This is a genomic window from Bradyrhizobium sp. Ghvi, from assembly GCF_900115265.1.
In the GTDB taxonomy this organism is placed as follows: Bacteria; Pseudomonadota; Alphaproteobacteria; order Rhizobiales; family Xanthobacteraceae; genus Bradyrhizobium.
The window spans coordinates 174,505-200,821 of record NZ_FOVU01000008.1 but is presented as its reverse complement, the minus strand read 5'-3'; the positions used below and the strand labels follow the sequence as shown (position 1 = coordinate 200,821).

The window sequence follows — 26,317 nt, the reverse complement described above, 5'->3', positions numbered from 1 at the left end:
CGCATTTCATTTACTCTTGGGGAATCCGTGTGTCGCACAAGCTTGCCTCGGCGTTTCTCGCTGCCTTCTTTCTTGCCATTTCGTCGTTCTCTTCAGCCCACGCCGAGCCGCCTGCGCCAGCGAGCAATAGTGCTGCAGCGCTGTCGCCTGACGAGGCCAGGCGTGCACTCGAAACGCTCCAGGATGGCCAGAAGCGCGCTCAAATGATCGACACGCTGCGCGCGATCGCGAATGCCTCCGGTCCGCAGCAGCCTGCGCCTGAGCAGAAATCGCCGATCCCGCTCTCGGCCGATGGCCTCGGCGCGCAACTTCTGCTCACGGTATCGGAGGAGATCGGCGAAATCTCGCGCGACGTCGCCGACATGGCGCGGACGCTCACGCATTTTTGGGCGTTCTATTACTGGATCGTGGACACCGCCAACGATCCCGAAGCGTACAATCTGCTGATCGAAATCACCTGGAAGCTGGCGCTGGTGTTCGGCTGCGCGCTCGCGGCCGAATGGGTTGCTGTCCGCCTCATCCGGCGTCCGGTCGCGTTTCTTGAAGGGCATGTGCCGCAGACCGCACGCCTGGCAGCGCAGACTCTGCCCATTGCCGATCCGCCGCCATCGGTCGTGGATGTCACCCCCGAGCCTGAATTGCACAAGCACCGGCACAGTCTGGCGCGCGTCTGGCAGCTGTTGCTGCGGCTGCCCTTCGTGCTGGGACGACTGTTGTTCGAGCTGCTTCCTGTGGTCGTTTTCGTCGGTCTGGCGACCGCACTGCTCGGAACGGAAATCGGCGAGCCCGCCACCGTTCGCCTCGTGATCCTCGCTGTCGTCAATGCCTATGCGTTCTCGCGCGGGCTCATCTGTGTGGTTCGCGCACTGGCCGGCCCGTTCGGCCTGTTTCCGGTGCGCGCCGAGACTGCGGCCTATGTCGAGATCTGGGCGCGCCGCATCGTCGGGGTCGCCGTATCAGGCATCGCCTTTGCCAACGTGGCGCTGTTGCTCGGCCTGCATCGCGCCGGCTACGCCGCGCTGGTGCGCATGGTGATGCTGGTGGTGCATTTGTTCGTCGTCGTCATCATCCTGCAATGCCGCCGCCAGGTCGCCGATGCCATCCGCGCGCCGGCGGAGCGGCAAGGAATCGCAGCGCGCCTGCGCAATCGCATTGCCGGCGGCTGGCATTATCTGGCCATCGCGCTCGATCTGGCGCTGTGGGCGGTCTGGGCGCTGAACATCCACAATGGCTATTCGCTGCTGCTGCAATATTTCGTCGGCACCATCGCAGTAGCGTTGATCACCCGCGTTACCATCATGGTGACGCTGAGCCTGATCGACCGCGGCTTTCGCATCCAGCCGGAGATCCTCCATCGCTTTCCGGGACTGGAGATCCGCGCTAATCGCTACTTGCCGCTGCTGCGCAAGATCGTCTCCGCGGTGATCGCCTTCATCGGTTTCGTTGCCGTGCTCGAGGTCTGGGGCGTCGATGCCATCGTCTGGTTCTATGGCGGCCAGATCGGCAGCCGGCTGCTCTCGGCGGTGGCGACGATCGGCGTCGCCGTCATCATCGCCGCGGCGATCTGGGAGGTCAGCAATGCGCTGCTGGACCGGCAGATCAATACGCTGTCGCGCGACGGACACTATGCCCGCGCGGCACGCCTGCGCACCTTCCAGCCGATGCTGCGGACGGCGCTGCTGTGCCTGATCGCCACGGTCGTCGGCCTCACCGCGCTCAGCGAAATCGGCGTCAATGTCGCCCCGCTGCTCGCCGGCGCCGGCATCGTCGGCATTGCCATCGGCTTCGGCTCGCAGAAGCTGGTGCAGGATCTCATTACGGGCCTATTCCTGCTGCTGGAGAATACGGTCCAGGTCGGCGACACCGTCAGCGTGTCGGGCCTGTCAGGCGTGGTCGAGAATGTTTCGATCCGGACCATCCGCCTGCGCGCCGGCGACGGCGCCGTGCATATCGTGCCGTTCAGCGCGGTGACGACCATCACCAATGCCAGCCGCGGCGCCGGGAATGCCTCGGTGAGTGTCAACGTCGCCTACAAGGAAGATACCGACCGCGCCGGCCAGATCCTCAAGGAGATCGTCGATGAGATGCGCCGCGAGACGGAATTCCGCCCGTTGATCCGCGGCGATCTCGAGCTCTGGGGTATCGACAAGGTCGACGGTGCGATGGTGTCGATCGTCGGCCAGATCCGCTGCACCGAGGCGGGCCGCTGGCCGGTCCAGCGCGAGTTCAACCGCCGCATGAAGCAGCGCTTCCAGCAGCACGGCATCGAGGTCGCGTCCGCGACCCAGACCTTCCTGATGCACGTCGCGCCGCCGGCAGATCACGCCGCAAACCTCGCGCCGCGGCGAGCCGCGGGATAGCGGCCAGGTCAACTTACCGCTTGCCTCCGCCCACCCGGCAGCGTTCACTCGCGCTCCAGCCCGCTGACGACATGCGGGCGACAAGACGCTTGGGAGAGGACGATGCGGGGGCTATGGGCCGGATTGCGCGGTCATGTCATCGTCATGTGCTTGATGATCGGATGCGGCGTGTGGAACGCTCCCGGTCATGCTCAGTCATTCCCGTCCCGTCCCATCACGTTGGTGGTCCCGTTCGCGGCCGGCGGGCCGACCGATACGCTGGCGCGAATTTTATCGGAACGGATCGCAGCGGAGCTGCATGCGACGATCGTGGTCGAGAATGTCGCCGGCGCCTCCGGCAGCATCGCCGGCGCCCGGGTCGCGCGCGCAACGCCTGACGGCACCACCATCACCATCGGCCATTGGGGCACGCATGTGCTCAACGGCGCGATCTTCAAGCTGCCTTACGACGTGTTTGCCGATTTCGAGCCGGTCGCGTTGGTCGCAATGGGGACGCAGCTGATCGTCGGCCGGAGCTCGCTCGAGGCGAACAATCTGAAGGAGCTGATCGCCTGGCTGCAGGCCAATCCCGGCAAGGCCACCGCGGGGACGGCCGGTGCAGGCACCGGCGCGCACGTTGCCGGCGTCTTCTTCAAGGCGAAGACCGGCACCGACTTCCAGTTCGTGCCCTACCGTGGAGCCGGGCCCGCCATGATCGATCTTGTCGCCGGACAGATCGATATCATGTTCGATCAGGCCTCGAACTCGCTGCCGCAATACAGGAACGGTGCGATCAAGGCGTTCGCGGTGACCTCGCCGACGCGCCTTGCCTCCGCGCCCGACATCCCGACGGTCGATGAGGCGGGGCTGCCCGAGCTTTATATTTCCTATTGGCATGGCATCTGGGCACCTAAGAACACGCCGAAGGAGATCGTCACAAAGCTCAACGCGGCAATTACAGCAGCTCTTGCCGATCCGGCCGTGAAGCAGCGCTTTGCCGAGCTGGGCCAGGAGATTCCACCGGCAGACCAGCAATCGCCCGCAGCGCTCGGCGTCTTCCAAAAGGCCGAGATCGAGAAATGGTGGCCAGTCGTGAAGGCTGCGGATATCAAGCCGGAATGACGCTATTGCCGCAGGTTTCTTTCGTCATTCCGGGGCGCGCGTCGGCGAGAGCTGCGGTGCGCAATTGGGCACCTGAGAATCCATCGAGCCGCAGAGACGGCCGCGCAATGGATTCCGGGTTCGCGCTGACGCGCGCCCGGGAATGACGGGCGAGAGCTCTCTCGCATTAACCTTTGCGTCGCGCGCAATTGCGGATCGTTCGCGAAAATCTCGCTGCGGTGCGAGATCACAATCGTCCCGCGCCTCGCTCGGTCCTTGATCTCAATTGAGCGGTGGCCGACAATGTCGTGGTTCGATGTGAAGCTTCCTGGGGGAATTCGTGAATAGACCTGCCCGCGTCGTTGCCCAACCGGCATTACCCGATTCTGCACGTGGCATGACGCTGCTGCGCGATCCCTTGCTCAACAGGGGCACGGCCTTTACCGAGGCGGAGCGCGCCAATCTAGGCCTGCGCGGCCTGCTGCCGCCGTGCGTGCTGACGATGGAGACGCAAGTCGAGCGCGTGCTGACAAATTTGCGCGCGCTGCCGACCGACCTGGAAAAATACGTCGCCCTGAACGCGCTGCATGATCGCAACGAGGCGCTGTTCTTCCGTGTCGTCGTCGACAACATCGACGAGATCCAGCCGATCATCTACACGCCGACGGTCGGGCTCGCCTGCCAGAAATATGGGCTGATCTTCCAGCGGCCACGCGGCATGTTCATTTCCTCGCGCGATCGTGGCCAGATCGCCGAGATATTGAAGAACTGGCCCTATCCGGCCAAGCTGATCGTCGTCACCGATGGTGAACGCATTCTAGGTCTCGGCGATCTCGGCGCCAACGGCATGGGCATTCCGGTTGGAAAGCTCTCGCTCTATTCGGCCTGCGCCGGCGTGCATCCCGAGCAATGCCTGCCCATCGTGCTCGATGTCGGCACCAACAACGAAGAGCTGCTGAGCGATCCCTATTATCTCGGCCTGCGCGAGCGACGCCTCACCGGTGAGGCCTATGACAGCTTCGTCGACGAGTTCATGACGGCCGCGCGAAAAACCTTTCCGGGCGTGCTGATCCAGTTCGAGGACTTCGCCAATCACTCCGCGTTCAAGCTGCTGCACAAATACCGGGATGAAGCCTGCGTCTTCAATGACGACATCCAGGGCACCGCAGCGGTTGCGCTCGCCGGCCTGTTTTCGGCGCTGAAGGTGAGCGGCGGCAAGCTCAGGGATCAGCGCATCCTGTTCCTTGGGGCAGGCGAGGCGGCGACCGGGATCGCCGATCTCGTGGTTTCCGCCATGATGGCGGAGGGGGCAACGGAAGCCGAGGCGCTCCGGCGCAACTGGCTGGTGGATTCCCGCGGCCTGGTGGTCAGCGCCCGCCAGGGCCTCTCCGGGCACAAGCTGCGTTATGCGCATGCGGACCAGCCGCCGATCGCCGACTTCCTCACTGCGATCAAGACGCTGAAGCCCACGGCGATCATCGGCGTCGCCGCGGTCGGCGGTGCCTTCACGCCCGAGGTGCTCAAGACGATGGCGGAGCTCAATGAGCAGCCGATCGTGTTCGCACTTTCCAACCCGACCTCGAAGGCCGAGTGCTCGGCGGAGGATGCCTATCGCTACACCGAGGGCCGCGCGCTGTTTGCCTGCGGCAGTCCCTACGATCCGGTCAAGCTGAACGGCCGGACCTTCGTGCCGCGCCAGGGCAACAACTCCTACATCTTCCCCGGCGTCGGTCTCGGCGTGATCGCGAGTGGCTCGCGGCTCGTGACCGACGAGATGTTCATGGCGGCTGCCCATACGCTGGCCAATTGCGTCGGGAAGGAGGACCTCGATCAGGGCAGTCTCTATCCGGCGTTGCCGCGCATCCGCGAGGTGTCGGTCCGCATTGCGGCGGCTGTCGCCGACGTCGCTTTTCAGCGAGGGCTCGCTGACGGACCCGCGCCCAACGACGTCAAGACCCTGGTCCAGTCGCAGATGTACGAGCCGAAGTACTGAGGCTTGCGACTATTGCGCTGACGGTGCCACATCGTCATGGCCGGGCATAGCCGTCCGAAGGACGGCGTCGCTTCCGCTCGCCTATGCCCGGCCATCCACGTTTTGCCGTGGAGTACGAAGTACGTGGATGCCCGGGACAAGCCCGGGCATGACGGCGTAGCAACGCCGGGCACTGCCGGAATCGCCATTGTCTGCCCTGGCCTTATATGCGACGCTCCGTAGCGTTACAAGAATCTCAACTCAGGTAAGCCGCCATGGACGATCGTTTGCCCGACCTGGGCGATCTCGAGCATGAGGTCATGCAGATAGTATGGGCCCATGGGCCAGTGACGGCCGAAATCGTGCGGGAGCGGCTGTCGCGGCATCTGAAGGAATCGACGGTGCGCACGGTGCTGCGCCGGCTGGAAGAAAAGGGCTATACTCGCCATACGGTTGACGGACGCACCTATGTCTACCACGCTACCGAGGCGCGCGCGCGCGTCGCGGCCAAGGCGGTACAGCGCATCGTCGACTGGTTCTGCAATGGCTCGATGGAGGAAGTCCTCGTCGGCATGGTGGACAATGCGATGCTCGACCAGCAGCAATTGCGCGCGCTGGCCGACCAGGTGGCCAAGGCGAAAAAGGCGAGGGGAGTGAAAAAGGAATGATCGCAGCTCTGGCTGAGGCGGCGTTACGCTCCTTCGCGCTGGGAGGCGTCGTCTGGATCGGTCTCAGACTGTTTCGCGTGCGCAATCCGCACATCCACATGACGGCATGGGTCGTCGTACTGCTGGCGTCGGTGGCGATGCCGGTCGTGATGCACTGGCCGACGCTCACCATCGATCGGCTGCCTCTGTCCGTGCCGGTGCCGGACGAATCCTGGCCGACCAACATTTCGATGCTGGAGCGGCCACAACCGTCCCTGCCGATCGCGCCCGATGCTACGATCGCAGCGACGAGAAAGGCGGGTATTTCGATCAATTGGTGGATGGTCGCCACCGTCGTCTATGTCGGCATCGCGAGCTTGCTGCTGCTGCGCCTGGCCATCGGCCTCTGCCTGACCTGGCGCCTGGCGCGCGCCGCCAAGCCCGTGAAAGGCATGATCGATGCCGATGTGCGTGTCAGCCGCGACGTCGGCGGCCCCGTCACCTTCGGCTCGACCATCCTGGTGCCGCCGCAGTTTTTCGGTTGGGACGCAAAAAAGCGCCTCGCGGTGCTCGCGCATGAGGGCGCGCATGTCGCCAACAGGGACTTCTACGTCCTGCTGCTGGCTTCGCTCAACCGGGTGATGTTCTGGTTCAGCCCGTTCTCCTGGTGGCAGCTTGCGCGTCTTGCGGAACTCGCCGAGATCATCAGCGACGCCCGGGCGATCGAGATGATCGATGATCGCCTGTCCTATGCCGAAATCCTGCTCGACGTCGCCTCCGTGAAGCCGCGGCCGATGGAGCTGGCGATGGCGCAGGTCTCGACCGTGCGCGCGCGCGTCGAGCGCATCATCGCGGCGGCCGCCATGCCCGTTGCCGTCGGCTGGCGCAAGCGGCTGTGGATCACGGCCGCGATCGTGCCTGTGGTGATCGTGTCGGCCGGCATGATCGCATATCGGACGCCGGATCCCGTGCCCGCCGGCGCTGATCTCGGCCAGGCGCCGGCCGAGCACTACCATCCGTTCGTCAATTTCTATGCCATGGGCCCCGCCTCGGTGTTCGCCATCTTTCGCGAGGGCGATGAGATCTACGGGCAGCTCACCGGCCAGCGTCGGCTGCGCATGACCGTTGCGAGCGACGGCACGGCGTCCTACGCGGCCTCGTTCGGCGAGATCACGTTCCCTGTCGATGCGGAGCGTCGCTCGTCCGAGCTGATGCTGCACATGAACGGCCGCGACGTGCGCGCTGCCCGCATCGCCGAGATGCCGACGCCGGCCGCAGATCCGGTCTCGCTCGATCAATATGTCGGCTGGTACCGGGTCGCGCCGAACCGCGTGCTCACCGTGCGGCGCGACGGCGATCGCCTGCAGGTGCAGGAGACCGGGCAGGGTCGATCACTGGCCTTGGCCGAGGGCCTTGATGCCTTCTCCCTCCACGGCGATCGCCTGCTGATCTTCCTGCGCGATGATGCGGCCAAAGTGTCGCGCGTGCTGGTCCACAGCGCGGTCTCCGGCGCTCGCCTCGCGCAGCGGATCGATGCGGCGGCGGCTCAGGCGATCGAGGCCGACTTCGCCCGCCGCCTCGCAGAAGTGCCTGACAGGTTCCGGGAGCAGGTCCCGGCTGCGGGCAGCAAGGAGATCATTCTGACCGGAATCGAAGACCTGCGCCGCGGCACGCCGAACTATGACCGCATGAGCGCGCCGCTCGCGGCCGCTATCCGCGGTCGGCTCGACGAATTGCGCGCAACATTCGCAGCGCTAGGGCCGATCGAGTCGATCTTCTTCCGCGGTGTCGGACCCGGCGGCTACGACATCTATGGTGCCAAGTTCGAGAACGGCACGGCAGAATTCCGTGTGCTGCTCGAACCCGACGGCAAGGCGGGCGATGTGACTTTCCGGCCCGACGGCAATGACGAACTCGGCGGCATCGTCTCCTGTGCCGAAGAGGTGAGCGTGCGCGCTCGCGCCGGCACCTCGCCGATCCGGATCATGCTCTACAACGAGACCGAGGACGATATTCAGGTCTTCAATCTCGATGCGAACGGCGAGCGCAGGGCGCACAGCGTTGTCCGGTCGGACATGACCTGGGTCGCGCTGACCACCGTGAACAGTCCATGGGTCATTGCCGACAAGTCGGGCAAGTGCATGGAGGTCCTGGTGCCAGGCCGGCAGACGCGCTTCCACAACGTCGAGGCTTTGAGCCTCGTGGCGCGGCCGGGTCGCGCCGCGCGTCGCGCCGTCCCGATCGCCAATGGCGAGGCGATGCTGCGGCAATATCTCGAGGGCATCGCCAAGGGCCAGCCGGACTACGATCACATGACCACCGAGGTGGCCAACATCACGCGTGCGCAGCTTCCGTTCGATCAGGCGATCCTTGCGCGGCTCGGGGCGCTGCGCGCGGTCTCGTTCCGCGGCGTCACGGCGCTGGACAGCGACATCTATGTCGCCCAGTTCGCCAACGGCGCGGCGGAATGGCGTATCGGCGTCAGAAACGGGACGATCACCAAGATCGCGCTCGGGCCGAATTTCTAGAGCGTGCCGGGGATGGAGCGGCAATGCCGCCAATCCGGCTTGCGATCACCGGGGCGTAGTGTTACATGATGTAGCACTACGTATGGTAGCCTGCGCCTTTTCGGTTCGGCCGCAGCCCTGGAAGATTGGCACGGCCCGCAGTCGGATCGGGTTCATGATGTGCACGCTGACGCAACGGGAGCTCGACTTTCTCGCCAGCCTGAAAACCGGCTGGCGGCTGCTCTATCGGCGTGAACTGATACGGCTCATCAGGGGCGGCGCCGAAGCCGGCGAGGCCCGGCCAGAGACGCGGCCGATCGTCTGGCGCGTCGTATCGGGCTGATCATTGGTCATCCTGTGCCGATTCAGGACAGGTGACTGTGGTGGATTCATCACAGCCGGCGCGAAACGAAGCTGGCCTCAAGGCCGCTTCTGTTCAGCCAAGGTTCTGCCCTCATTGCCCACCGAAACTTGGGGTTGTTCGGAGGGCGTATCATGTCTCGCTTCGCACGTGCCGAAACTCCCCTGACTTCATTGGTAACCTCGAGCCGGTTGTTGCTCGCCATCGCCGGTGCCGCTTCGCTTGCCGCCTGCGCGCAATCGCCGGTTGGCCGCCAGAGGGCCGATCTTGGCGCGACCAGCCGGCAGGCGGCAATCGAGCGGCCGCACCGCGTGGCGGCGCTCCATCCGCATCCCGTCAGCCGGGCGCGTGCTCCCGATGAAGCCGCCGACGCGAAGCCCGCCTTGCACGGCGTGGCGAGCTTCTACTCGGACACCGAGACCGCGAGCGGCGAGAAGTTCGACAAGGACGAGATGACGGCAGCTCACCCGACGCTGCCGTTCGGCACACGCTTGCGCGTCACCGACGTGTCCTCCGGCCGCTTCGTGACCGTCCGGGTCAACGATCGCGGACCGTTCGTCCGCGGACGCGTGGTCGACGTCTCGCCGTCTGCAGCCGAGGCACTGGGCATGCTCGACAAGGGTGTCACCAATGTCCGGCTCGACGTGGTGCAATAGGGCGCTGTCGGCGCGCTGCGCTTAACCGGCTGTTAGCGGCTCTCACGCACTATGAGCGTCCGGCAAATTCGGGGCTTTGGGGAGACCGCGCTTGAACACGATCCAGTATCTCGAAGATCAGGCTGCGCGCGCCGAGCGGCTTGCCAAACGGATCACGGATACGCCAACGATCGAAAAGCTCCTGACCTTCGCGGGCGAACGCCGCCGCGAGATCGAGGTCATCGCGAGCAGGCGGCGCAGCAACTAAGTCCGGCGTTCCATGCTCTGATTGCATTCCGCCTCGCTGCGAGGCGCGGAACTTCTCCTTTTTCCCGGCGTCATCCCGGCGAGGCAAGAGGAGGAGGACATCATGGGTTTCGGACGAGGTGCTTTGCTTTGGTTGCTCGGTGTGCCGCTGCCGATCATCCTGCTGCTGGCGTTGTTCTGGCATCACTGAGAGCGACATACGAAAAGCGCCGCGGAAGCGGCGCTTTTTTGTTGCCTGCAATTTGATGTGTTGCGAAAGCGGGACGAAATCAGCTGCGGCTCTCGCTGTGGCTCTCCACGAAATCGCTGAGATAGTCGGGCAGCGTCATGCCATCGATATCGCAGCGCGCCTGGATCTCGCCCGCGACATCGGTCGAAATGTCGTGCATCCAGTGTTCGAGCGTGTTGAACGAGATCACTTTGATCGGATCGGTGAAACAGCCTGCAACCATCTCGCTGATTGCGGTGTCGAGATCGTTTCGTTCGACACGAATCTCGGTTGCCTCGTCGAGGCGATCGATCACCACGAACAGGGTCTGGTCGGCGCCATAGGGCACGACCGGGGATGGCACAGCTTCAAGCATCTCAGACACTCACGTCTTGATACAACTTGGCTTCCCGATCTCCGTTAACGGGAAAAACCGGAAGAAAGTTCCTGCCGAGCTGGCTGAAGTGAGCAAGACGTTTGTCGTGTGCGTGCGGTTTCCGGCAATCAGAGAAAGTCTCTCAGCCGCGACAGCTCGATGACATGCTCGGGCGACAGGATGTCAGTGACCAGCGGCGGTTGGGCCGCCGTGCGGATCTCGTAGAGATGTCGGGTCGGCGCAGGTTTTTGCATGAAGGCCGAGATGCAGGCATCGAGCGTGCCTTCGCTGACCTGATAGGGCGCACGGTCCGGAAGGCGCTGATTTCCCAGCGACGGCCATTTCTGCAGCACTGCGGGCGCGGCGAAATCGACCTTTGAATCGCTGACAGATGCGTCCCCCATATCGTCCCCCTCACGCAAAAAAGAACCCTGGCACGCAAAGGCCTGCGTGCCAGGGCCCATACCCATCGCTGCATCTCAATGCCACGCCTCGACAACGCGGCCGCCGGGAAAGGGTTCCCGGCCGGTCGCGGGCTAACTCGCGGCCGCCGCGATTTTGTGCCCCGGGCTGGCAAGGCCATGGCTGCTCTCGTCGCCGCGTCTGACCTCCGGCGGAATTCCTGCAAAACGCCGCAAGGCTTCCGCCATCTGCATCCGGCCCTGAACGCCGGTGATCACCACATCGACCATCGCAAAGGACGAGTGGAAGTGGCCGTGCGCCCTCAATTGCTCGACCGGGACGCCGGCGGCCGCCATCGCTTCGGCATAGGCGATACCTTCGTCTCGCAACGGATCGAACTCGCAGGTGACCACGAAAGCTGGCGGCAAGCCGGCCACCTTGCCGCGCAGCGGCGAGACCCGCGGATCGGTGCGATCATCAGGCGAGCAGTAGAGGTCCCAGAACCAGTACATCAGCGACCGCGTCAGGAAGTAGCCTGACGCGTTGTCGTTGTAGGACGGCCGGTCGAAGCTGCAGTCGGTGACCGGACACACCAGGAGCTGGCCGGAGATCTCTGGCCCGCCACGGTCGCGCGCGAGCTGACAGGTCACGGCCGCGATATTGCCGCCGGCGCTCCAGCCTGCGACCAGCACCGGCCCCTGGATGCCGCCGAGCTCGGCGAGATGCTCCGAGATCCAGCGCGTCGCCGCATACCCGTCCTCGGCCGCAGCAGGGAAACGGTGCTCTGGCGCGTGGCGATAGCCGACGCTGACGAACATCATGCCGGTCCGCCGTACCATGTCGCGGCAGAACGGCTCGTCCGATTGCTCGTCGCCGAGCACCCAGCCGCCGCCGTGGAAATACACCACGACCGGATGCGGCCCCGGCGTTGCCGGCTTGTAGAGGCGGTACGGCAGCGGGCCGTCGGCGCCGGGTAGTCGGCCATCGACGATCTCGCCGATCGGCCGTCCCGCGGGCCGGCTCTTGTTGAACTCGTTGACGAAGGCGCGCGCGCCGATCGCACCCATCGACTCGATCGGCGGCAGGTTGAGCGACTCCAGCAGATTTAGGACCAGCCGCACGTCCGGCTGCAGCCGCACCACCTCACCGTCATTGCATTGCGTTGCGACGTTGGGGCCTGCCAGCCTGAAGCCGAGCATGCCGCGGCTGACCACCTCGTCGCAAATGCTGCGATAGGGACCGACGCCGCCGGTATAGGGCATCAGGCCCTGCGCCTTGCCGGGCACGTTGGCGCCCGTGTACCAGGTGTTGGCGAGGCGGTGCAGCGTCAGCATCGAGCAATCCGCCATGTGCCTGTTCCAGCCGGCCTGCGCCGTTGGGGTCGGCTCGATCGTGGTGAAGCCGGCGTCGCGCAGCGCCGTGAGGCGATCCACCACCCAGTCGACATGCTGTTCGATCGAGACCGCCATGTTCGACAGCACCGACGGGCTGCCGGGCCCGGTGATCATGAAGAAGTTCGGGAAGCCCTCGACCGTGAGGCCGAGATAGCTCTGCGGCCCGTGCGCCCAGACATCGCTGAGCGACTTGCCGCCGCGCCCGGTGATCGGATGCACGGCGCGGATCGCGCCGGTCATGGCGTCGAAACCGGTCGCGAACACGATGACGTCGACATCGAAGTTGCGCTTGCCGGTGGTGATACCGCTTGCCGTGATCGCCTTGATCGGCTCCTGGCGCAGATTGACCAGCGTGACATTGGGCCGGTTGTAGGTCGTGTAGTAATTGGTTTCGAGGCAGGGGCGTTTGGCGCCGAACGGATGATCGTCCGGCATCAGCGCCGCCGCCGTCTCGGGATCGTTGACGGCCGCGCGGATCTTTTCGCGGATCAGGTCCTGGACGATCCTGTTGCCGTCGAGATCGACCGCCTGGTCGGCCCAGAGCTGCGACAGGATGTGGACGAGGTCGCCGGCCGCCCAGGCGCGTTCGAACCGCTCACGACGCTCGGCATCGCTCAATTGCCAGCTCACTTCCGTCTGCTGCGGATAGGGCACGCCGGCCATTGATTGCCGCGCCTGCGCGCGATAGGCCGCGCGATCGCTCTGGAACAGCTCCTTGCGATCGGACGGCGAGGGGCCGTTGTGTGCAGGCAGGGCGAAATTCGGCGTGCGCTGGAACACGGTCAGATGCGCGGCCTGCTCGGCGATGACAGGGATCGACTGGATGCCCGACGAGCCGGTTCCGATCACGGCGACGCGCTTGCCGGCGAGATTGACGCCGTCATGCGGCCAGCGTCCGGTGAAATAGACCTCGCCCTCGAAGTCCTTGACGCCATCGATCTCCGGCGGCTTCGGTGCGGAGAGACAGCCGGTGGCCATGATGTAGTGGCGGCAGGAAACCGGCGCGCCGTTGTTGGTGGTGATGAGCCAGCGCTCGGTCTTCTCATCCCATTTGGCTTCGGTGACCTTGGTGTTGAAGCGGATGTCGCGGCGCAGATCGTAGCGGTCCGCGACGAAGCCGAGATAGCGCAGGATCTCCGGTTGGGTCGCGTATTTCTCCGACCAGGTCCAGGCCGTGTCGAGTTCCGGATCGAACGTGTAGCTGTAGTCGATGGTCTGGATGTCGCATCGGGCGCCGGGATAGCGGTTCCAATACCAGGTGCCGCCGACATCGCCGGCTTCGTCGAGCCCGACGGCCGAGAGGCCGGCCTGGCGCAACCGATGAAGCAGATAAAGGCCGGCAAATCCGGCGCCGACCACGGCGACGTCGACCTGCTGAGGGGTTCCCCGGTCTTCGGAGGCACGTGTAGCAACCGTTGCGTCAGACATCGCATTTCCTCCCGTATGTTTTGTTTTGCCGGCAGGCTATCGCTGCAGGTTCAGCTTGTCATCAGAGCAAGTGCAATCTTCGGTGGTCGTTTGCGGCGGCATCGTGGCCAGGTGAATCTCGCACCGCTACACGCGTCGTGATGCACAATGGCCGTGATTACCCGGACTAATCATGCCCGATCCGTCTGTGTATGCTTGCGGTTACAAGCCACGCGTACCGGCCCGGCGTCATGACAGAGTTGAGTGAGCGAACCAAAGCCAACATGGACGTCGTCCTGGAGGAGACGTGTCGCCAATTGCCGCATGGCGGTGATCATGACAGCCGCAAGTTCATCGCCGAGCGTCTGATCCAGGCCGCGAAGGCCGGCCACTCCACGCTCGGCGAACTCGGCATCATCGCGCGGCGTGCGCTGGCGGAGATCCTTGCCAAGGCCAAGTAGCTCGACACCGCAGAGCTTGCCTCCCCACGAGCCGCAGACGTAATCTGCAAGGGAACCTTCCCGCGCCTCGAGATCCCAAGATGCGGTGGCTGTTTACGCTCCTTGCGGCCTCTTCATGTCTTTGCTGGGCCGGTGCCGCCGTCCCGCAGGCAGTCGGCCAGTTTCCGTTTGCATTGACGCGCGAAGGCCAGATGCTCGGCGCGGTCGAAGGCGAGGTGGCATCCTTCAAGGGGCTGGCCTATGCCGCGCCGCCGATCGGCAGGCTGCGCTGGCGTCCGCCGCAGGCGTTGCCCGAGAGTTCGGAGATGAGCACGGCCTACGAGTATGGGGCGCCATGCCCTCAACCCTCGCTGCCGGTCGCGCGCGAGGATTGCCTCACGCTCAACGTCTTTCGTCCCTTCGGCGTCGACGGGCCGTTGCCGGTGATGGTGTTCATCCATGGCGGCGGCTTTGTCGCGGGGACCGCTAACGATCCGTTGTTCGACGGCGCAAGGCTCGCGCAGGCCGGGCTCATATTGGTCACCGTGAATTACCGCCTGGGCGCGCTCGGCTGGCTCAGCCATCCCGCACTGTCGGACGGCGGCTCCGGCAATTTCGGCCTGATGGACCAGATCACGGCGCTGCGCTGGGTGCATGACAACATCGCTGCCTTCGGCGGCGATGCGAGCAACGTGACGCTGTTCGGCAACGGCGCCGGCGCGACATCGATCGCGCTTCTGATGCTGTGCAGCCAATCACGCGATCTCTTCCAGAAAGCGATTCTGCAATCGATACCCGGCCGCGCGCGCCTGCCGTCGCCGCAGGAGGCCGAGGCCATAGGTCGACAGTTTGTCGCCGCGCTCGGGCAAGAGGCGGATTTGCGCGCCGTCGCACCGTCGCGCCTGCTCGCGGCTGAAAAGCGTGTGCTGGAAAAATCACCGCGCGGCTTTGCGCCGGCGATGGATGGAAACCTGGTAACGGAAGATATCGCCGCGGGATTTGCGATGGGACACGAGAGCCGTATTCCCCTGATCATCGGCTCGAACGACGATGAGACCCGCTTCGACAGCGAATTGGAAGTCAAGGAGACTCTGTCGTCATCGGGTGAGAGCATCGATGAGCTGCGCAAGCTCTATCCTGATGCCGCGAGACCGTCTGACCTTGCGGCGCGCTTCTACACCGACAAGGTCTTCTCCGAACCGGTGCGCATGCTTGCCCGGCTTCATGCCGCAACCGGCGCGCCCACCTTCCGCTATCGCTTTGCCTATGTGCCGGAATCAAGGCGCGCCAATCCCGACGAAGGCCATGGGCGCGAATTGCAGTTCATCTTCGGCGTGGAGGGCGTGCCTGGGGCCGGGATCTTCTCGCGGCGGGATCGCGAGGTCGCAAACAGCTTGCGAGCTTACTGGATCAATTTCGCCAGGAGCGGCGATCCCAACGGCGCAGAGCTGCCGCGTTGGGACGCCACCGCGGACCGCGACCATCAGCTGCTGATCGGCAATGATCGCATCGCGAGTGGCGACGATCCCTTCGCGGAACGTCTGGACCGACTCAGGCGCGAGAGCGGGAAATGAGCTGGAGTTAGGCCGCGAGCTCGACGCGCGGCGCCAGTGTCAGGCGCTCTTCCTCCAGATAGTCCATCGCGCCGTCCTTCTCGACGGCATAGAACTGCTGGCCTTCCTTCGATCGGTAGGCGGCGCGAACGACGCCGCGGCGGCCCTTGTCACTGTTGACGACGTCCCCCAGCGCAAACTTCTTCATCTCACAACCCGCTTGTCTTCTGGCCGATTGCTTCGGCCACATCAGGATTTTGGGCGGCAAATCGTTAACGACTTGCTAACCATACGGGTTTGCCTATGCTCGCTGCGAAGCGCGCGGGCAGCTACACGCGCATGATGTCCTCGAGAGCCAGCACACATGACGCGATTTCCGACCCTGTTCCTGTCTCATGGCGGCGGCCCCTGGCCCTTCATGGAGGATCGACGGGTGCAATATGCCAAGACCGCTGCGGAGTTTGGCCGCTTGCCGCAGCTTCTGCCCGCGCGGCCGAAGGCGGTGCTGGTCATCACCGGCCATTGGGAGGCCGATGATTTCACCGTATCGACCTCGGCGCATCCGCCGATGGTGTACGACTATTACGGTTTCCCCGAGCATACCTACCACATCAAATATCCGGCGCCGGGCCAGCCCGCCCTCGCAGCAGAAGTGAAGGCACTGCTTGCGCGCGCCGGGCTCGAGTGCCGCGAGGACGCCAATCAGGGCTTTGACCACGGCACCTTCGTGCCGCTCGGCCTGATGTATCCGAACGCCGATATGCCGATCGTGCTGCTGTCGCTGAAGTCGAGCTATGACGCAGCCGAGCACATCAAGGTCGGGCAGGCAATTGCCTCGCTCCGGGACGAGGGCATTCTGATCGTCGGCAGCGGGCTCACTTATCACAACATGCGCGGCTTCGGGCGAGCGGAGTCCAAACCCGTCTCTTACGATTTCGAAGCCTATCTGAACGAGGCGATCAGCGCGGATGCGGCGCGTCGCAACGCCATGCTGGTCGACTGGGAGACCGCGCCGAGCGCGCGTCTCGCCCATCCGCGCGAAGATCATCTTCTGCCGCTGATGGTCGCGGCAGGGGCGGCCGGCAACGACGTGGGCAAGCGTGTCTTCGTCGACGAGGTCGCAAGCGTCGCGATGGCGTCGTATGTGTTTGGGTGATGGTTGTTTCCTTCTCCCCTTGTCGGAGAAGGTGGCGCGAAGCGCCGGATGAGGGGTATCTATCCGCGCATTGAAATGAGAGTTGGACTCGTGGAGAGAGACCCCTCACCCGAGCGAGTTTGTGTCTAGTGGCGTCGTTGCCCTCTCCCACAAGGGGAGAGGGCGCATCAACGTGCACCTCGCTTAGGGCGACTTCATCACCAGATGCTGCCGGCGAGCTGCATGGTGATGATGTTGGCGACGTCCGGCTTCACGCGCCGCGGGAAGCCACCAGGCTCCGATACAGCGCTGCATACTCGCCGGCACGGTTGCGCCAGGATACGTCGGTCGCGAGACCGTTCAATTGCAGCCGTCGCCAGCTCGCCTTGTCATGGAAAGCGGCATTCGCGTTGCGCAGCGCGCCGGCGAGAGCATCTGCCGTGACCGGGCCAAACTTGAAGCCGGTGGCGTCACGTCCGGCTTCGCCGATATCGACGATGGTGTCCTCGAGGCCGCCGACGCGAGAGACGATGGGAATCGCGCCATAGCGCAGGGCGCAGAGCTGGGTCAGCCCGCACGGCTCGAACCGCGAGGGAACGAGCAGCGCGTCGGAGCCGGCCTGGATCAGATGCGCCAGCACTTCGTCATAGCCGATCATGACGCCGATCCGGCCCGGATTGGCGCGCGCGGCGGCCTGATAGCGGTCCTGGAGATCGCGATCTCCGCTGCCGAGCAACGCAAGCTGCATGCCCTGGCCCAGGATCGTCGGGATCGCCTCGAGCAGGAGATCGAGCCCCTTCTGCCAGGACAGCCGGCTGATGACGCCAAGCAATGGCGCTTCGTCGGAGGAATCGAGATTGAACTGCTGCTGCAGCATCGCCTTGTTCGCGGCCCGGAACGCGAGGTCCTCGCTGCCGAAGCGATAGGCGATGTGTGGATCGGTTTCTGGATTCCACACCTCGACGTCAATGCCATTGAGGATGCCGCTCAGCGCGCTCGAGCGTTCGCGCAAGAGGCCGCCGAGCCCCATGCCCCCTTCGTCGCTTTGGATTTCACGCGCGTAGGTCGGCGATACCGTGGTGATGCGGTCGGCGAACTGCAGGCCGGCTTTCAGAAAACTGATGCCGCCGAAATATTCGAGGCCGTGGACGTCGAACGTGGCGTCCCTGGGCAGGCCGATCCCATCCGCCAGCGCACGGTCGAACTTGCCCTGATAGGCCATGTTGTGAATGGTCATCACCGTGCCTGGTCGCGGTCCGCCGTCGTAGTGCAGATAGGCTGGCGCGAGCCCGGCCTGCCAGTCATGGGCATGAACGACATCAGGCATGAAAGCCGGAACCAGGCCGCGGCCGATGTCCGCCGCCACGCGAGACAGCGCTGCGAAGCGCACGCCATTGTCAGGCCAGTCGACGCCATCGCTGGTGACGTAGGGATTGCCCGGCCGGGCATAGAGATGCGGCACGTCGAGCACGAACAGGTCGAGCCCCTCGTGAGAGCTCGCAAGCAGGCGGCCCGGGCCGCCGAAATAATCCGGCCAGCGCCGGATCTCGTCCGCACCCGTGAGCCGCCGCATCACCTCGGGATAGCCCGGCATCAGCGTGCGCATCTCGGCGCCATGCGTCTTCAGCGCAATCGGCAGCGCACCGGCGACGTCAGCGAGGCCGCCAGTCTTGACGATGGGGTAGACTTCAGAAGCGACCGCGAGGACGCGAACAGGCGTCATGTATTGAGCCTGTCGAGCATCGGCTGGGTGATCAGCGAGATACCCTGCTCGGTGGTGCGGAAGCGCTTGGCGTCGAGCTCGGGATCCTCGCCGACCACGAGCCCTTCGGGGATCTCGACGCCACGATCGATCACGACGTTCTTTAAGCGAGCGCCGCGTCCGACATTGACGTAAGGCATGATCACCGCATTTTCGACATTGGCATAGGAGTTGATGCGCACACCGGTGAACAGCAGCGAGCGGCGCAGCGACGCGCCGGAGATGATGCAGCCGCCCGAGACCAGCGAGCTCACGGCCTGGCCGCGCCTGCTCTCCTCGTCGTGGACGAACTTGGCGGGCGGCGTGATCTCCGCATAGGACCAGATCGGCCAGGCGCGGTCGAACAGATCGAGCTCCGGCACCACGTCGGTGAGATCGATGTTGGCGGCCCAATAGGCATCAACCGTGCCGGCATCGCGCCAGTAGGCGCGAGGGTCGCTGCCGGAGCGGACGCAGGAAGTCGAGAACTGATGCGCGATGGCGCGCCCGTTCTTGACGATGTAGGGGATGATGTCCTTGCCGAAATCGTGGCTGGAGTTCGGATCCTCGGCGTCGCGCTTGAGCTCGTCGAACAGGAATTTCGCGTTGAACACATAGATGCCCATGCTGGCGAGCGAGACATCGGGCTTGCCCGGCATAGGCGGCGGATCCTTGGGCTTCTCGAGGAATTGCTGGATCCAGCCATTCTCGTCGACATGCATGATGCCGAAGCCCGAAGATTCCGCGCGCGGCATTTCGAGACAGCCGACCGTGACGTCGGCGCCGCTATCCACGTGCTGCCGCAGCATCACCTCGTAGTCCATCTTGTAGATGTGATCGCCGGCGAGCACGACGATGAAGCGGCAGGCGTGCGACTCGATGATGTCGATGTTCTGGTAGATCGCATCCGCCGTGCCGACGTACCACATGTTCTCCGAGACGCGCTGGCTTGCAGGCAGGATGTCGAAGCTCTCGTTGCGTTCGGGGCGGAAGAAGTTCCAGCCCATCTGCAGATGCCGGATCAGGCTGTGCGCCTTGTACTGGGTGGCGACCGCGATGCGGCGGATGCCGGAGTTCACCGCGTTGGACAGCGCGAAATCGATGATGCGGGATTTGCCGCCGAAATAGACCGCGGGCTTGGCGCGCCGGTCGGTCAGCTCCAGCAGCCGGCTGCCGCGACCGCCGGCCAGGACAAACGCCAAAGCCTGGCGGGCAAGCGGCTCAGTTCCGGCGGCACTCATGTCATCCTCCCCTTGTCTGGCGCAAGCCAAATTCTGGCGTAAACCAAGGCCCTCGCGAAGTGCCTTCCGGCCGCGCGTCATTGGAACCGATAGTAACGGTACGAATAGTAAATCGGGAAGATGCTTGTTGGTTGCGAACGGATGGGAAGCTTAACGTTTTGCCCCGGCGCGCGGGCCTCCCGTACCCATGTCCTGACGTCACATCGGTGTGGACGAGACGTCATCGGCTGATCACAAATGAGGCATGCACGACGTCTTGTGCATTGCACGCTAATTCCGGCCTTTGACTTGGCGCAAGGATGCCCGATCATGCGCTTGCGATGCTCTTCCAAACGAAACGTCAGACAGGGAGTAAGACGATGAGTATCTGGAAAATGGCAATTGCCTGCTCGCTGACGGTCGGGGTCATGGCCGGCCAAGTCGGGCAGGCGGCCGCGGCGCCGATGCCGACCCATGTCGCGACCATGAAGGCCGCGGCCGGCGATGACGTCACCCAGGTGCATTGGCGCGGCGGCGGCTGGGGATGGGGACTGGGCGGCTTCGCGGCCGGCGCCCTCATCGGCAGCGCCATCGCTGGAGCACCGTACGGTTATTATGGCGGGGGACCGTATTACGGCTACGGTTATCCGGGTTACGGCTATGGCTATGCGCCGGCCTATTACGGTTACGGCTACGGGCCCTACTACCGGCCCTATCGTCCCTATTACGGCTATCGCTACGGCTATTACAGGCCGTACTACCGTCACTACTATCGCCGCTATTGGTGACCGCGAAGGCGGACGAGGTCGTCGATCGCTCGTCCGCGTGAAGCAGCCACGCATACGGCTTTCGTAAATGGGCTCGGGCAGCGCACCGCCATGGCGCGTCGAAACGCCTCGACGCGCTTACGGTGATGCACGGCATCCGCGGCAAGAGGCTCACATGGCTCTCAAGCGTCCGTGAAGTGCACGGCGCCTATTCCAACCCAATCAGCTTCGTCGACAGTTTCGTTCTGCATTTCCCGCTGAGAACGACAGTCCCCTTGCTATTTTGCACTGCTCACTTGCGCCGCGTCCTGCTCCCTCAAAGATCATCCCGACGAGCACATCGGGAGACCGGCCATGGGCCTGCAACAAACAAGAATCGAATCGCTTCCTTTCGTCACCGCTGAACTCAACTACCTCGCGCCTGTTTCAGGCAAACCACGCACCTACGCTTTCGATCCGCCGCCGGGTGAGGCCAAGACCACCTCGCTCCCGGAGCCGCATCTGGTGCCGATCTTCGATGCGCGGCTGGTCGCGGAAAATTTCTCGCTCGATCGCGAAGGCTTTGCGCTGGTACGCCATCCCAACAGGGTGAAGGATTTTTACAGCGACGAGGAAATCCGCAGCCTTTACTATCCCGCCGTCGAAGCCTTCCTGCGGGCGACGCTGAAGGCCGATCGCGTTGTCATCTTCGACCACACCGTACGCAAGCGCGTCGAGGGTGCCGCCGACATTCGCGGTGTCGGACCGCGCCAGCCGGCGACGCGTGTGCATGTCGACCAGACCGCGGTCTCCGGCGCTAACCGCGTACGCGAGCATCTGCCTGACGAGGCCGATGAACTGCTCAAGGGCCGCGTGCAGGTCATCAATCTCTGGCGGCCGATCCGCGGTCCCTTGCGGGATTCGCCACTTGCGATGGCCGACGGCACGACTGTCGCGCCGGAGGATCTCGTCGCATCAGACCTGATCTATCCCAATCGTCGCGGCGAGACCTATTCGGTGAAATACAATCCTGCTCATCGCTGGTTCTATTTCCCCGAAATGACACCGGATGAGGCGCTGCTGCTCAAATGCTACGACTCAGCCACGGACGGCCGGACCCGTTTCGGGCCACACACCGCTTTTGTTGATCCGACCACGCCGCCGGATGCCGCCCCGCGCGAGAGCATCGAGGTGCGCACGCCGGTTTTTCACAAACAGTAACAATGTGTGATGGACCCGCCGGGTGCGACTCGGCGGGATTCCCGGAACCAAGCGGAACCGGGGAACGTTGCTGCGCCGGCAGGGCCAACCGGGGAGCGGTACCGTGCAAGCACAGCCGACGTTGTTATTTTGTTTGACCACATTCTCGCTTGCTGCATTTTCTGTCGCCCACGCGGAAAGCGGACTTGCTTCATATTACGGTTACGGGAAAGCCGGCAAAGGCGGCGAGATGACGTGCGCCCACCGGACGCGACCGTTCGGCAGTGTTCTCAAAGTGTCCTACGGCGGACGCTCGATCCAATGCCGCGTCAACGATCGCGGTCCGTTCATCCGTGGCCGAATCGTCGATCTCTCCGTGCCCGCCGCCCGTGCGCTCGGCATGATGAGTGCCGGCGTGGTGCGGGTCTCGGTGGAATAGCTCTCTCCTCGCGCTATAGTGCCGCTGCAAGCAAGGGGGCGCCATGGCCAGGATCAGGGTCGGACTCGTCGGCTGCGGCTTCGTGTCGGAGCTGCATATGTATGCGTTCCGGCGCGTCTACGGCGTGGACGTCGAGGTCGCGGCCGTTGCCGCGCGCGGCGACCGTGTGGTCGAGTTCGCCGCCCGCCATGGTATCCCGCGCGTCTATCGCAGCTTCGCTGAACTGATCGCCGACGGCGGGCTGGATGTCGTCGACATCTGCACCCCGCCCAATCTTCATGCCGAGATGATCGTCGCAGCCATGCAGGCCGGCAAGCACGTCATCTGTGAAAAGCCCTTTGCCGGCTATTTCGGCCGTGACGGCGACAGGCAGCCGATCGGCAAGCACGTGCCGAAGGCGCTGATGTACGAACGCCTGCTCGAAGAGATGGACGCCACCCGCGCCGCAATCGAGCGCACCGGCAAACTCTTCATGTATGCCGAGGACTGGATCTACGCGCCCGCGGTGACCAAGACCGCGGAGATCCTCAAGGCAACGAAAGACAAGATCCTGTTCATGAAGGGCGAGGAGAGCCATTCCGGCTCGCATGCGCCCCATGCCGCGCAATGGGCGATGACCGGTGGTGGTTCACTGATCCGGATGGGCTGCCATCCGCTCTCGGCCGTGCTCTATCTCAAGCAGGTCGAGGCGCGCGCGCGAGGGGAGCAAATCCACGTCGCCAGCGTCACCGGCGATGTCGGCAACGTCACCGCCAGTCTCAAGCCGGAGGAGCGCACCTATATCAAGGCCAAGCCTGATGATGTCGAGGATTGGGGCACGCTGACTGCGACCTTCTCCGACGGCACCAAAGCCACCGTGTTCTCCGGCGACATGATCATGGGCGGCGTGCGCAATCTGATCGAGACCTATACGAGCGGCGGCTCGCTGTTCGCCAATATCACCCGGAACAATCATCTGATGAGCTACCAAACCTCCGAGGAAAAGCTCGCCTCGGTCTACATCACCGAGAAGGTCGACCGCAAAACCGGATGGCAATATGTCTGCCTCGAGGAGGAATGGACGCGCGGCTATCTCCAGGAGATCCAGGACTTCATGGAATGCGCCGCCAGCGGACGGCAACCATTATCGGACCTCGCACTCGCCTACGAGACGATCAAGGTAAACTACGCGGGATATTGGGCGGCGGAGGAGGGGCGGAGGGTGGTGCTGTAGGCGAGATCGTCACCGCGGCGGAACAGCTAGATTAGCCGCCGGCACGCTGCTAACCCTTCTCCCCTTGTGGGAGAAGGTGGCGCGAAGCGCCGGATGAGGGGTTCGCTCCGCAAGCTCGCTGAGAGTTGGATTCGCGGATAGAACCCCTCACCCGGCTTCGCTCCGCGAAACCACCCTCTCCCACAAGGGGAGAGGGTGCACCGTCGTCGCGGCCAGCAACAGCTAGGCCCCGTAGGTCGATCCCTTCGGCAGCGGAAACACCGGATCCTGCGTGCGGATGTTGGTCGGCCACACCACGGAGATGTGCTCGCCGGCGTTCTGCATCACCACCGGTGTCGAGCGCTCGTTCTGACCGGACAGCGGCGTGCCCGGCGGGAAGAACTTCACGCCGTAGCCTTGAATGGTGCCGCCCGCGGGAATGTCGACGTCGAGAGCGGCCTTGCGGATGGCGTCCGGCTCGAAGCTGCCGTACTTCTCCTTGGCCACCGGCAGCACGTTGTTGAGCAGCACCCAGGTCTGGTTGAAGCCCATCGAGCAATGTGGGGGTACGTCGGTGGCGCCGGTCTTGGCCTTGTAGCGCGTGACCATCGCGTTGATCAGATCGCCCATCCCCGGCGCGAGCTTCGACGGATCGAGCAGTTGTGCCGGCACCGGATCGATGTTGCAGAAATTGTCGATGTCGGCGCCGAAAGTCGCGCGCAGCTTGTCGAGCTGGCTGTAGCCGGCGCCTGCGCCGAACAGCATCTTGAACCGCAGGCCGCTCTCGCGCGCCTGGCGCAGGAACAGCGTGATGTCGGGGTTGTAGCCCGCGTGCGAGATCACGTCGACCTTGGCTCGCTTGAGCTTGGTCACGAGCACCGAGAGATCGGGCGCCGAGGCCGAATAGCCCTCCTTCAGCACGACCTGGATGCCGGCCTCCTTGGCATAGGCCTCGTCGGCCGCGGCCACGCCGACGCCATAGGGCCCGTCCTCGTGGATCAGCGCGACCTTGACGTCCTTGGGCTCCGTGCCGAGCTTGGCCTTGGCGTGCTCGGCGAGAAAGCCGGCGAACGCCTGGCCGTACTGGTCGGAGTGGATCTGCGCGCGAAACACATATTGCAGGTTCTTGTCCTTGAACACGGCGGTCGAGACCGCCGTGGTGATCCAGAGGATCTTCTTCTGCTGCTCGACCTTGGCTGCCATCGGCACCGCATGCGCGCTCGAATAGACGCCGTTGATGATGTCGATCTTTTCCTGGTTGATCAGCCGCTCGGCCTCGTTGATGGCAACGTCGGCCTTGCTCTGGGAGTCCGCGGAGACGGGCACGATCCTGGTCTTGCCGCCGATGCCGCCCTTCTCATTGACGAGATCGATGGCGATCTGCGCGCCGACCGAGGAGGCGACCGAGCCGCCCGCGGCGAATGGTCCGGTGAGATCGTAGATCAGCCCGATGCGCAAATTCTCGGCTTGCGCCTGGGCCCGGGTCCAATCGAGGCTGAGAGTGGCGGCGGCAGCCGCCGTACCCTTCAGCAGCTGCCTGCGTGAAGTCGGCATCCTATCCCTCCCTCCGGTCAGTCGTATGCGACTGGTCTTTATTTTTCCGCGAGTATTTGGAGAGCGTGCCCGAAAGTCAACATGCGCCGCACCACCATTCGGACATCCAGCGCGACCAGGATCGCGTCGGCATTTTTCCCTGAGTATCATTCTTTTTGCGCTGCGCCGATCAGGCATCCGGCATTCGGCTTGTGCGCATCCGAGGCCGCGTGCCATCCTAGCCGGGCAAATTGCACGGGAAGCTCAATTCCCGGCTTGGCCTTCGCGCCACGTTAAGGGTGGAACACAAGAGCTCAGGGAGAAGAGATATGGAGTGGACGCTTCGTTTTGCGGGGCTGGTTTGCGTCGGCCTGCTGCTGTCTCCGGTCGGTGCCTTGGCAGGGCCGAAGGTCGTGTCCGGCCCGGGCGCCGATCCCGCTTGCTTCAAGCCATGGTCGTCGCAAACCAAGTTCTTCCAGTGGCCCAAGAAGCCCGGCCCCTACAAGATCGCGCTCGTCAACGGCTTCGTCGGCAATACCTGGCGCATCCAGATGGTGAAGACCGCAAAGGCCTTCGCCACGCAGCCGGGCATCAAGGAGAATATCAAGGAGTTCAAGGTCGTCTCGACCGGCACCGATGTTGCAGCGCAACTCGGGGCGATGGAGGACTTCATCAATCAAGGCTTTGACGCCATCGTCACCATCGCAGTGGCGCCTGACGGCTTCGATCGCATCATCCGCCTCGCCGACAAGAACAATGTGGTCGTCGTCCCCTTCGACAACGTCCTCGACACCGACAAGGTGATGATGGTCAACGAGGACCAGAAGGAGATGGGCCGCATGTCGGCGAAGTGGCTCATCGATGAAGGCGGCAAGAAGAGCGGCGACATCCTCGAGGTCCGCGGCCTGCCGGGCAACTCGGTCGACCGTGACCGTCATCTCGGCTTCCGCGAGGTGATGGAAGCACCCGGCAACAGCTTCAAGATCACTGAAGTGGTCGGCAATTGGGACACCGGCACCTCGCAGAAGGTGACGGCGGACGCGCTCGCGGTGCACGGTCATTTCGACGGCATCTTCACGCAAGGTGGCTCCGATGGCACGGTCCAGGCTTTGATGGCGGCGAAGCACCCCTTCGTGCCGATGTCGGGCGAAGGCGAGAACGAGTACCGCAAGCAGATCGCCGATCACGCCAAGGACGGGCTCAAGGGCATGTCCTACGGCCAGTCTCCGGCGCTGGTCGCCATTGCCACCAAGGCGGCGATCTCCGCGCTGCAAGGCAATATCATGCCTCAGCTCATCTCGATCCCGATCCCGGTTGCGACCTACAAGGACCTGAAGCCTGGTGTGAACTACTGGCCGGAGCTTAATGCGAACTTCTTCGCGCCGAACCAGTTCACGCCCTGCGGCGTCAACTTCACGGCGCCGGAAATCATGTCGCAGAGCGAAAAGAATACGCAGTGAGGATGTTACGATTGCGGCCCGGCCTTTGCCGGGCCGCCGCTG

At 64.0% G+C, this 26,317-nt stretch carries 23 protein-coding genes; 15 read left to right on the top strand and 8 right to left on the bottom strand.

Annotated elements, in window-relative coordinates:
- The first annotated feature begins 29 nt into the window (after positions 1 to 29).
- From BM374_RS27485 to BM374_RS27455, 7 genes are all read left to right on the top strand, one after another.
- Complete coding sequence (locus tag BM374_RS27485) at positions 30 to 2,360, top strand: mechanosensitive ion channel domain-containing protein (protein ID WP_177248562.1); 2,331 nt, start codon at positions 30 to 32, stop codon at positions 2,358 to 2,360.
- Between the two features lie 102 nt (positions 2,361 to 2,462).
- The gene (locus BM374_RS27480; protein ID WP_092299573.1) at positions 2,463 to 3,461 is read left to right on the top strand and encodes a tripartite tricarboxylate transporter substrate-binding protein; all 999 of its coding nucleotides are present in this window, start codon (positions 2,463 to 2,465) and stop codon (positions 3,459 to 3,461) included.
- Positions 3,462 to 3,780: 319 nt separating this feature from the next.
- Positions 3,781 to 5,433, top strand: a complete 1,653-nt coding sequence (locus BM374_RS27475) for an NAD-dependent malic enzyme (protein ID WP_092299570.1) — start codon at positions 3,781 to 3,783, stop codon at positions 5,431 to 5,433.
- Positions 5,434 to 5,687: 254 nt separating this feature from the next.
- Positions 5,688 to 6,080 (top strand): BlaI/MecI/CopY family transcriptional regulator, encoded by a 393-nt coding sequence (locus BM374_RS27465; protein WP_092299564.1) that lies wholly within the window; start codon positions 5,688 to 5,690, stop codon positions 6,078 to 6,080.
- Entirely contained in the window at positions 6,077 to 8,587 is a 2,511-nt protein-coding gene (locus BM374_RS27460; RefSeq protein WP_092299561.1) for a M56 family metallopeptidase, read from the top strand. Before BM374_RS27465 ends, BM374_RS27460 begins: the two co-directional genes overlap by 4 nt.
- Before the next feature lie 154 nt (positions 8,588 to 8,741).
- Positions 8,742 to 8,909 carry a hypothetical protein gene (locus BM374_RS38780; RefSeq protein WP_177248561.1) on the top strand — a complete coding sequence of 56 codons (168 nt, stop codon included), beginning with the start codon at positions 8,742 to 8,744 and terminating at the stop codon, positions 8,907 to 8,909.
- Between the two features lie 152 nt (positions 8,910 to 9,061).
- Positions 9,062 to 9,583 carry a septal ring lytic transglycosylase RlpA family protein gene (locus BM374_RS27455; RefSeq protein WP_092299558.1) on the top strand — a complete coding sequence of 174 codons (522 nt, stop codon included), beginning with the start codon at positions 9,062 to 9,064 and terminating at the stop codon, positions 9,581 to 9,583.
- 49 nt (positions 9,584 to 9,632) lie between these two features.
- Here the strand turns inward: BM374_RS27455 and BM374_RS38775 are convergent, their stop codons facing one another.
- The 4 genes from BM374_RS38775 to BM374_RS27440 all read right to left on the bottom strand — a co-directional run bounded on the left by BM374_RS38775 (position 9,633) and on the right by BM374_RS27440 (position 13,637).
- On the bottom strand, positions 9,633 to 10,028 hold the full coding sequence (locus BM374_RS38775; protein WP_177248560.1) for a hypothetical protein: 396 nt from the start codon (positions 10,026 to 10,028) through the stop codon (positions 9,633 to 9,635).
- 70 nt (positions 10,029 to 10,098) lie between these two features.
- Positions 10,099 to 10,413, bottom strand: coding sequence for a hypothetical protein (locus tag BM374_RS27450; RefSeq protein ID WP_092299555.1), 315 nt, complete (start codon positions 10,411 to 10,413; stop codon positions 10,099 to 10,101).
- 128 nt (positions 10,414 to 10,541) lie between these two features.
- Entirely contained in the window at positions 10,542 to 10,817 is a 276-nt protein-coding gene (locus BM374_RS27445) for a hypothetical protein (protein WP_092299552.1), read from the bottom strand.
- 132 nt (positions 10,818 to 10,949) lie between these two features.
- Complete coding sequence (locus tag BM374_RS27440) at positions 10,950 to 13,637, bottom strand: flavin-containing monooxygenase (RefSeq protein WP_092299549.1); 2,688 nt, start codon at positions 13,635 to 13,637, stop codon at positions 10,950 to 10,952.
- Between the two features lie 191 nt (positions 13,638 to 13,828).
- On the opposite strand from BM374_RS27440, the gene BM374_RS27435 reads away from it, so the two are divergent.
- Both BM374_RS27435 and BM374_RS27430 read left to right on the top strand, forming a co-directional pair.
- Positions 13,829 to 14,077 (top strand): hypothetical protein, encoded by a 249-nt coding sequence (locus BM374_RS27435; RefSeq protein ID WP_092299546.1) that lies wholly within the window; start codon positions 13,829 to 13,831, stop codon positions 14,075 to 14,077.
- Positions 14,078 to 14,157: 80 nt separating this feature from the next.
- A complete protein-coding gene (locus BM374_RS27430; RefSeq protein WP_092299543.1) occupies positions 14,158 to 15,630 on the top strand; it encodes a carboxylesterase/lipase family protein in 1,473 nt (490 codons plus the stop codon).
- A gap of 7 nt (positions 15,631 to 15,637) precedes the next feature.
- Here the strand turns inward: BM374_RS27430 and BM374_RS27425 are convergent, their stop codons facing one another.
- Positions 15,638 to 15,817, bottom strand: coding sequence for a hypothetical protein (locus tag BM374_RS27425; RefSeq protein WP_092299540.1), 180 nt, complete (start codon positions 15,815 to 15,817; stop codon positions 15,638 to 15,640).
- Between the two features lie 156 nt (positions 15,818 to 15,973).
- On the opposite strand from BM374_RS27425, the gene BM374_RS27420 reads away from it, so the two are divergent.
- Positions 15,974 to 16,765 (top strand): DODA-type extradiol aromatic ring-opening family dioxygenase, encoded by a 792-nt coding sequence (locus BM374_RS27420; protein ID WP_092299537.1) that lies wholly within the window; start codon positions 15,974 to 15,976, stop codon positions 16,763 to 16,765.
- 250 nt (positions 16,766 to 17,015) lie between these two features.
- Here BM374_RS27420 and glgA read toward each other — a convergent pair whose 3' ends face one another.
- Both glgA and glgC read right to left on the bottom strand, forming a co-directional pair.
- On the bottom strand, positions 17,016 to 18,467 hold the full coding sequence (glgA, locus tag BM374_RS27415) for a glycogen synthase GlgA (protein ID WP_092299533.1): 1,452 nt from the start codon (positions 18,465 to 18,467) through the stop codon (positions 17,016 to 17,018).
- Positions 18,464 to 19,726: a glucose-1-phosphate adenylyltransferase gene (gene glgC / locus BM374_RS27410; protein WP_092299530.1), complete on the bottom strand. Its 1,263-nt coding sequence runs from the start codon at positions 19,724 to 19,726 to the stop codon at positions 18,464 to 18,466. Before glgC ends, glgA begins: the two co-directional genes overlap by 4 nt.
- Before the next feature lie 359 nt (positions 19,727 to 20,085).
- Here glgC and BM374_RS27405 point away from each other — a divergent pair, with 359 nt between their 5' ends.
- From BM374_RS27405 to BM374_RS27390, 4 genes are all read left to right on the top strand, one after another.
- The gene (locus BM374_RS27405; protein WP_092299914.1) at positions 20,086 to 20,493 is read left to right on the top strand and encodes a hypothetical protein; all 408 of its coding nucleotides are present in this window, start codon (positions 20,086 to 20,088) and stop codon (positions 20,491 to 20,493) included.
- 333 nt (positions 20,494 to 20,826) lie between these two features.
- Positions 20,827 to 21,672, top strand: a complete 846-nt coding sequence (locus BM374_RS27400) for a CmcJ/NvfI family oxidoreductase (protein WP_092299527.1) — start codon at positions 20,827 to 20,829, stop codon at positions 21,670 to 21,672.
- A 103-nt stretch (positions 21,673 to 21,775) separates the two neighbouring features.
- Positions 21,776 to 22,090, top strand: a complete 315-nt coding sequence (locus BM374_RS27395; RefSeq protein WP_092299911.1) for a septal ring lytic transglycosylase RlpA family protein — start codon at positions 21,776 to 21,778, stop codon at positions 22,088 to 22,090.
- A gap of 43 nt (positions 22,091 to 22,133) precedes the next feature.
- Positions 22,134 to 23,303: a Gfo/Idh/MocA family protein gene (locus BM374_RS27390; protein ID WP_092299524.1), complete on the top strand. Its 1,170-nt coding sequence runs from the start codon at positions 22,134 to 22,136 to the stop codon at positions 23,301 to 23,303.
- A gap of 222 nt (positions 23,304 to 23,525) precedes the next feature.
- Here BM374_RS27390 and BM374_RS27385 read toward each other — a convergent pair whose 3' ends face one another.
- Positions 23,526 to 24,836, bottom strand: coding sequence for an ABC transporter substrate-binding protein (locus BM374_RS27385; protein ID WP_092299521.1), 1,311 nt, complete (start codon positions 24,834 to 24,836; stop codon positions 23,526 to 23,528).
- 308 nt (positions 24,837 to 25,144) lie between these two features.
- Between BM374_RS27385 and BM374_RS27380 the strand changes: the two genes are divergently transcribed.
- Positions 25,145 to 26,275: a sugar ABC transporter substrate-binding protein gene (locus BM374_RS27380; protein ID WP_092299518.1), complete on the top strand. Its 1,131-nt coding sequence runs from the start codon at positions 25,145 to 25,147 to the stop codon at positions 26,273 to 26,275.
- Positions 26,276 to 26,317: the final 42 nt, after the last annotated feature.

Bases quoted from the DNA above. Each gene is read 5' to 3' on its own strand.
- BM374_RS27480 (WP_092299573.1), top strand. From the start codon at position 2,463: ATGCGGGGGCTATGGGCCGGATTGCGCGGTCATGTCATCGTCATGTGC.
- BM374_RS27465 (WP_092299564.1), top strand. From the start codon at position 5,688: ATGGACGATCGTTTGCCCGACCTGGGCGATCTCGAGCATGAGGTCATG.
- BM374_RS27460 (WP_092299561.1), top strand. From the start codon at position 6,077: ATGATCGCAGCTCTGGCTGAGGCGGCGTTACGCTCCTTCGCGCTGGGA.
- BM374_RS38780 (WP_177248561.1), top strand. From the start codon at position 8,742: ATGATGTGCACGCTGACGCAACGGGAGCTCGACTTTCTCGCCAGCCTG.
- BM374_RS27455 (WP_092299558.1), top strand. From the start codon at position 9,062: ATGTCTCGCTTCGCACGTGCCGAAACTCCCCTGACTTCATTGGTAACC.
- BM374_RS38775 (WP_177248560.1), bottom strand. From the start codon at position 10,028: ATGTCGCTCTCAGTGATGCCAGAACAACGCCAGCAGCAGGATGATCGG.
- BM374_RS27450 (WP_092299555.1), bottom strand. From the start codon at position 10,413: ATGCTTGAAGCTGTGCCATCCCCGGTCGTGCCCTATGGCGCCGACCAG.
- BM374_RS27445 (WP_092299552.1), bottom strand. From the start codon at position 10,817: ATGGGGGACGCATCTGTCAGCGATTCAAAGGTCGATTTCGCCGCGCCC.
- BM374_RS27440 (WP_092299549.1), bottom strand. From the start codon at position 13,637: ATGTCTGACGCAACGGTTGCTACACGTGCCTCCGAAGACCGGGGAACC.
- BM374_RS27435 (WP_092299546.1), top strand. From the start codon at position 13,829: ATGCTTGCGGTTACAAGCCACGCGTACCGGCCCGGCGTCATGACAGAG.
- BM374_RS27430 (WP_092299543.1), top strand. From the start codon at position 14,158: ATGCGGTGGCTGTTTACGCTCCTTGCGGCCTCTTCATGTCTTTGCTGG.
- BM374_RS27425 (WP_092299540.1), bottom strand. From the start codon at position 15,817: ATGAAGAAGTTTGCGCTGGGGGACGTCGTCAACAGTGACAAGGGCCGC.
- BM374_RS27420 (WP_092299537.1), top strand. From the start codon at position 15,974: ATGACGCGATTTCCGACCCTGTTCCTGTCTCATGGCGGCGGCCCCTGG.
- glgA (WP_092299533.1), bottom strand. From the start codon at position 18,467: ATGACGCCTGTTCGCGTCCTCGCGGTCGCTTCTGAAGTCTACCCCATC.
- glgC (WP_092299530.1), bottom strand. From the start codon at position 19,726: ATGAGTGCCGCCGGAACTGAGCCGCTTGCCCGCCAGGCTTTGGCGTTT.
- BM374_RS27405 (WP_092299914.1), top strand. From the start codon at position 20,086: ATGAGTATCTGGAAAATGGCAATTGCCTGCTCGCTGACGGTCGGGGTC.
- BM374_RS27400 (WP_092299527.1), top strand. From the start codon at position 20,827: ATGGGCCTGCAACAAACAAGAATCGAATCGCTTCCTTTCGTCACCGCT.
- BM374_RS27390 (WP_092299524.1), top strand. From the start codon at position 22,134: ATGGCCAGGATCAGGGTCGGACTCGTCGGCTGCGGCTTCGTGTCGGAG.
- BM374_RS27385 (WP_092299521.1), bottom strand. From the start codon at position 24,836: ATGCCGACTTCACGCAGGCAGCTGCTGAAGGGTACGGCGGCTGCCGCC.
- BM374_RS27380 (WP_092299518.1), top strand. From the start codon at position 25,145: ATGGAGTGGACGCTTCGTTTTGCGGGGCTGGTTTGCGTCGGCCTGCTG.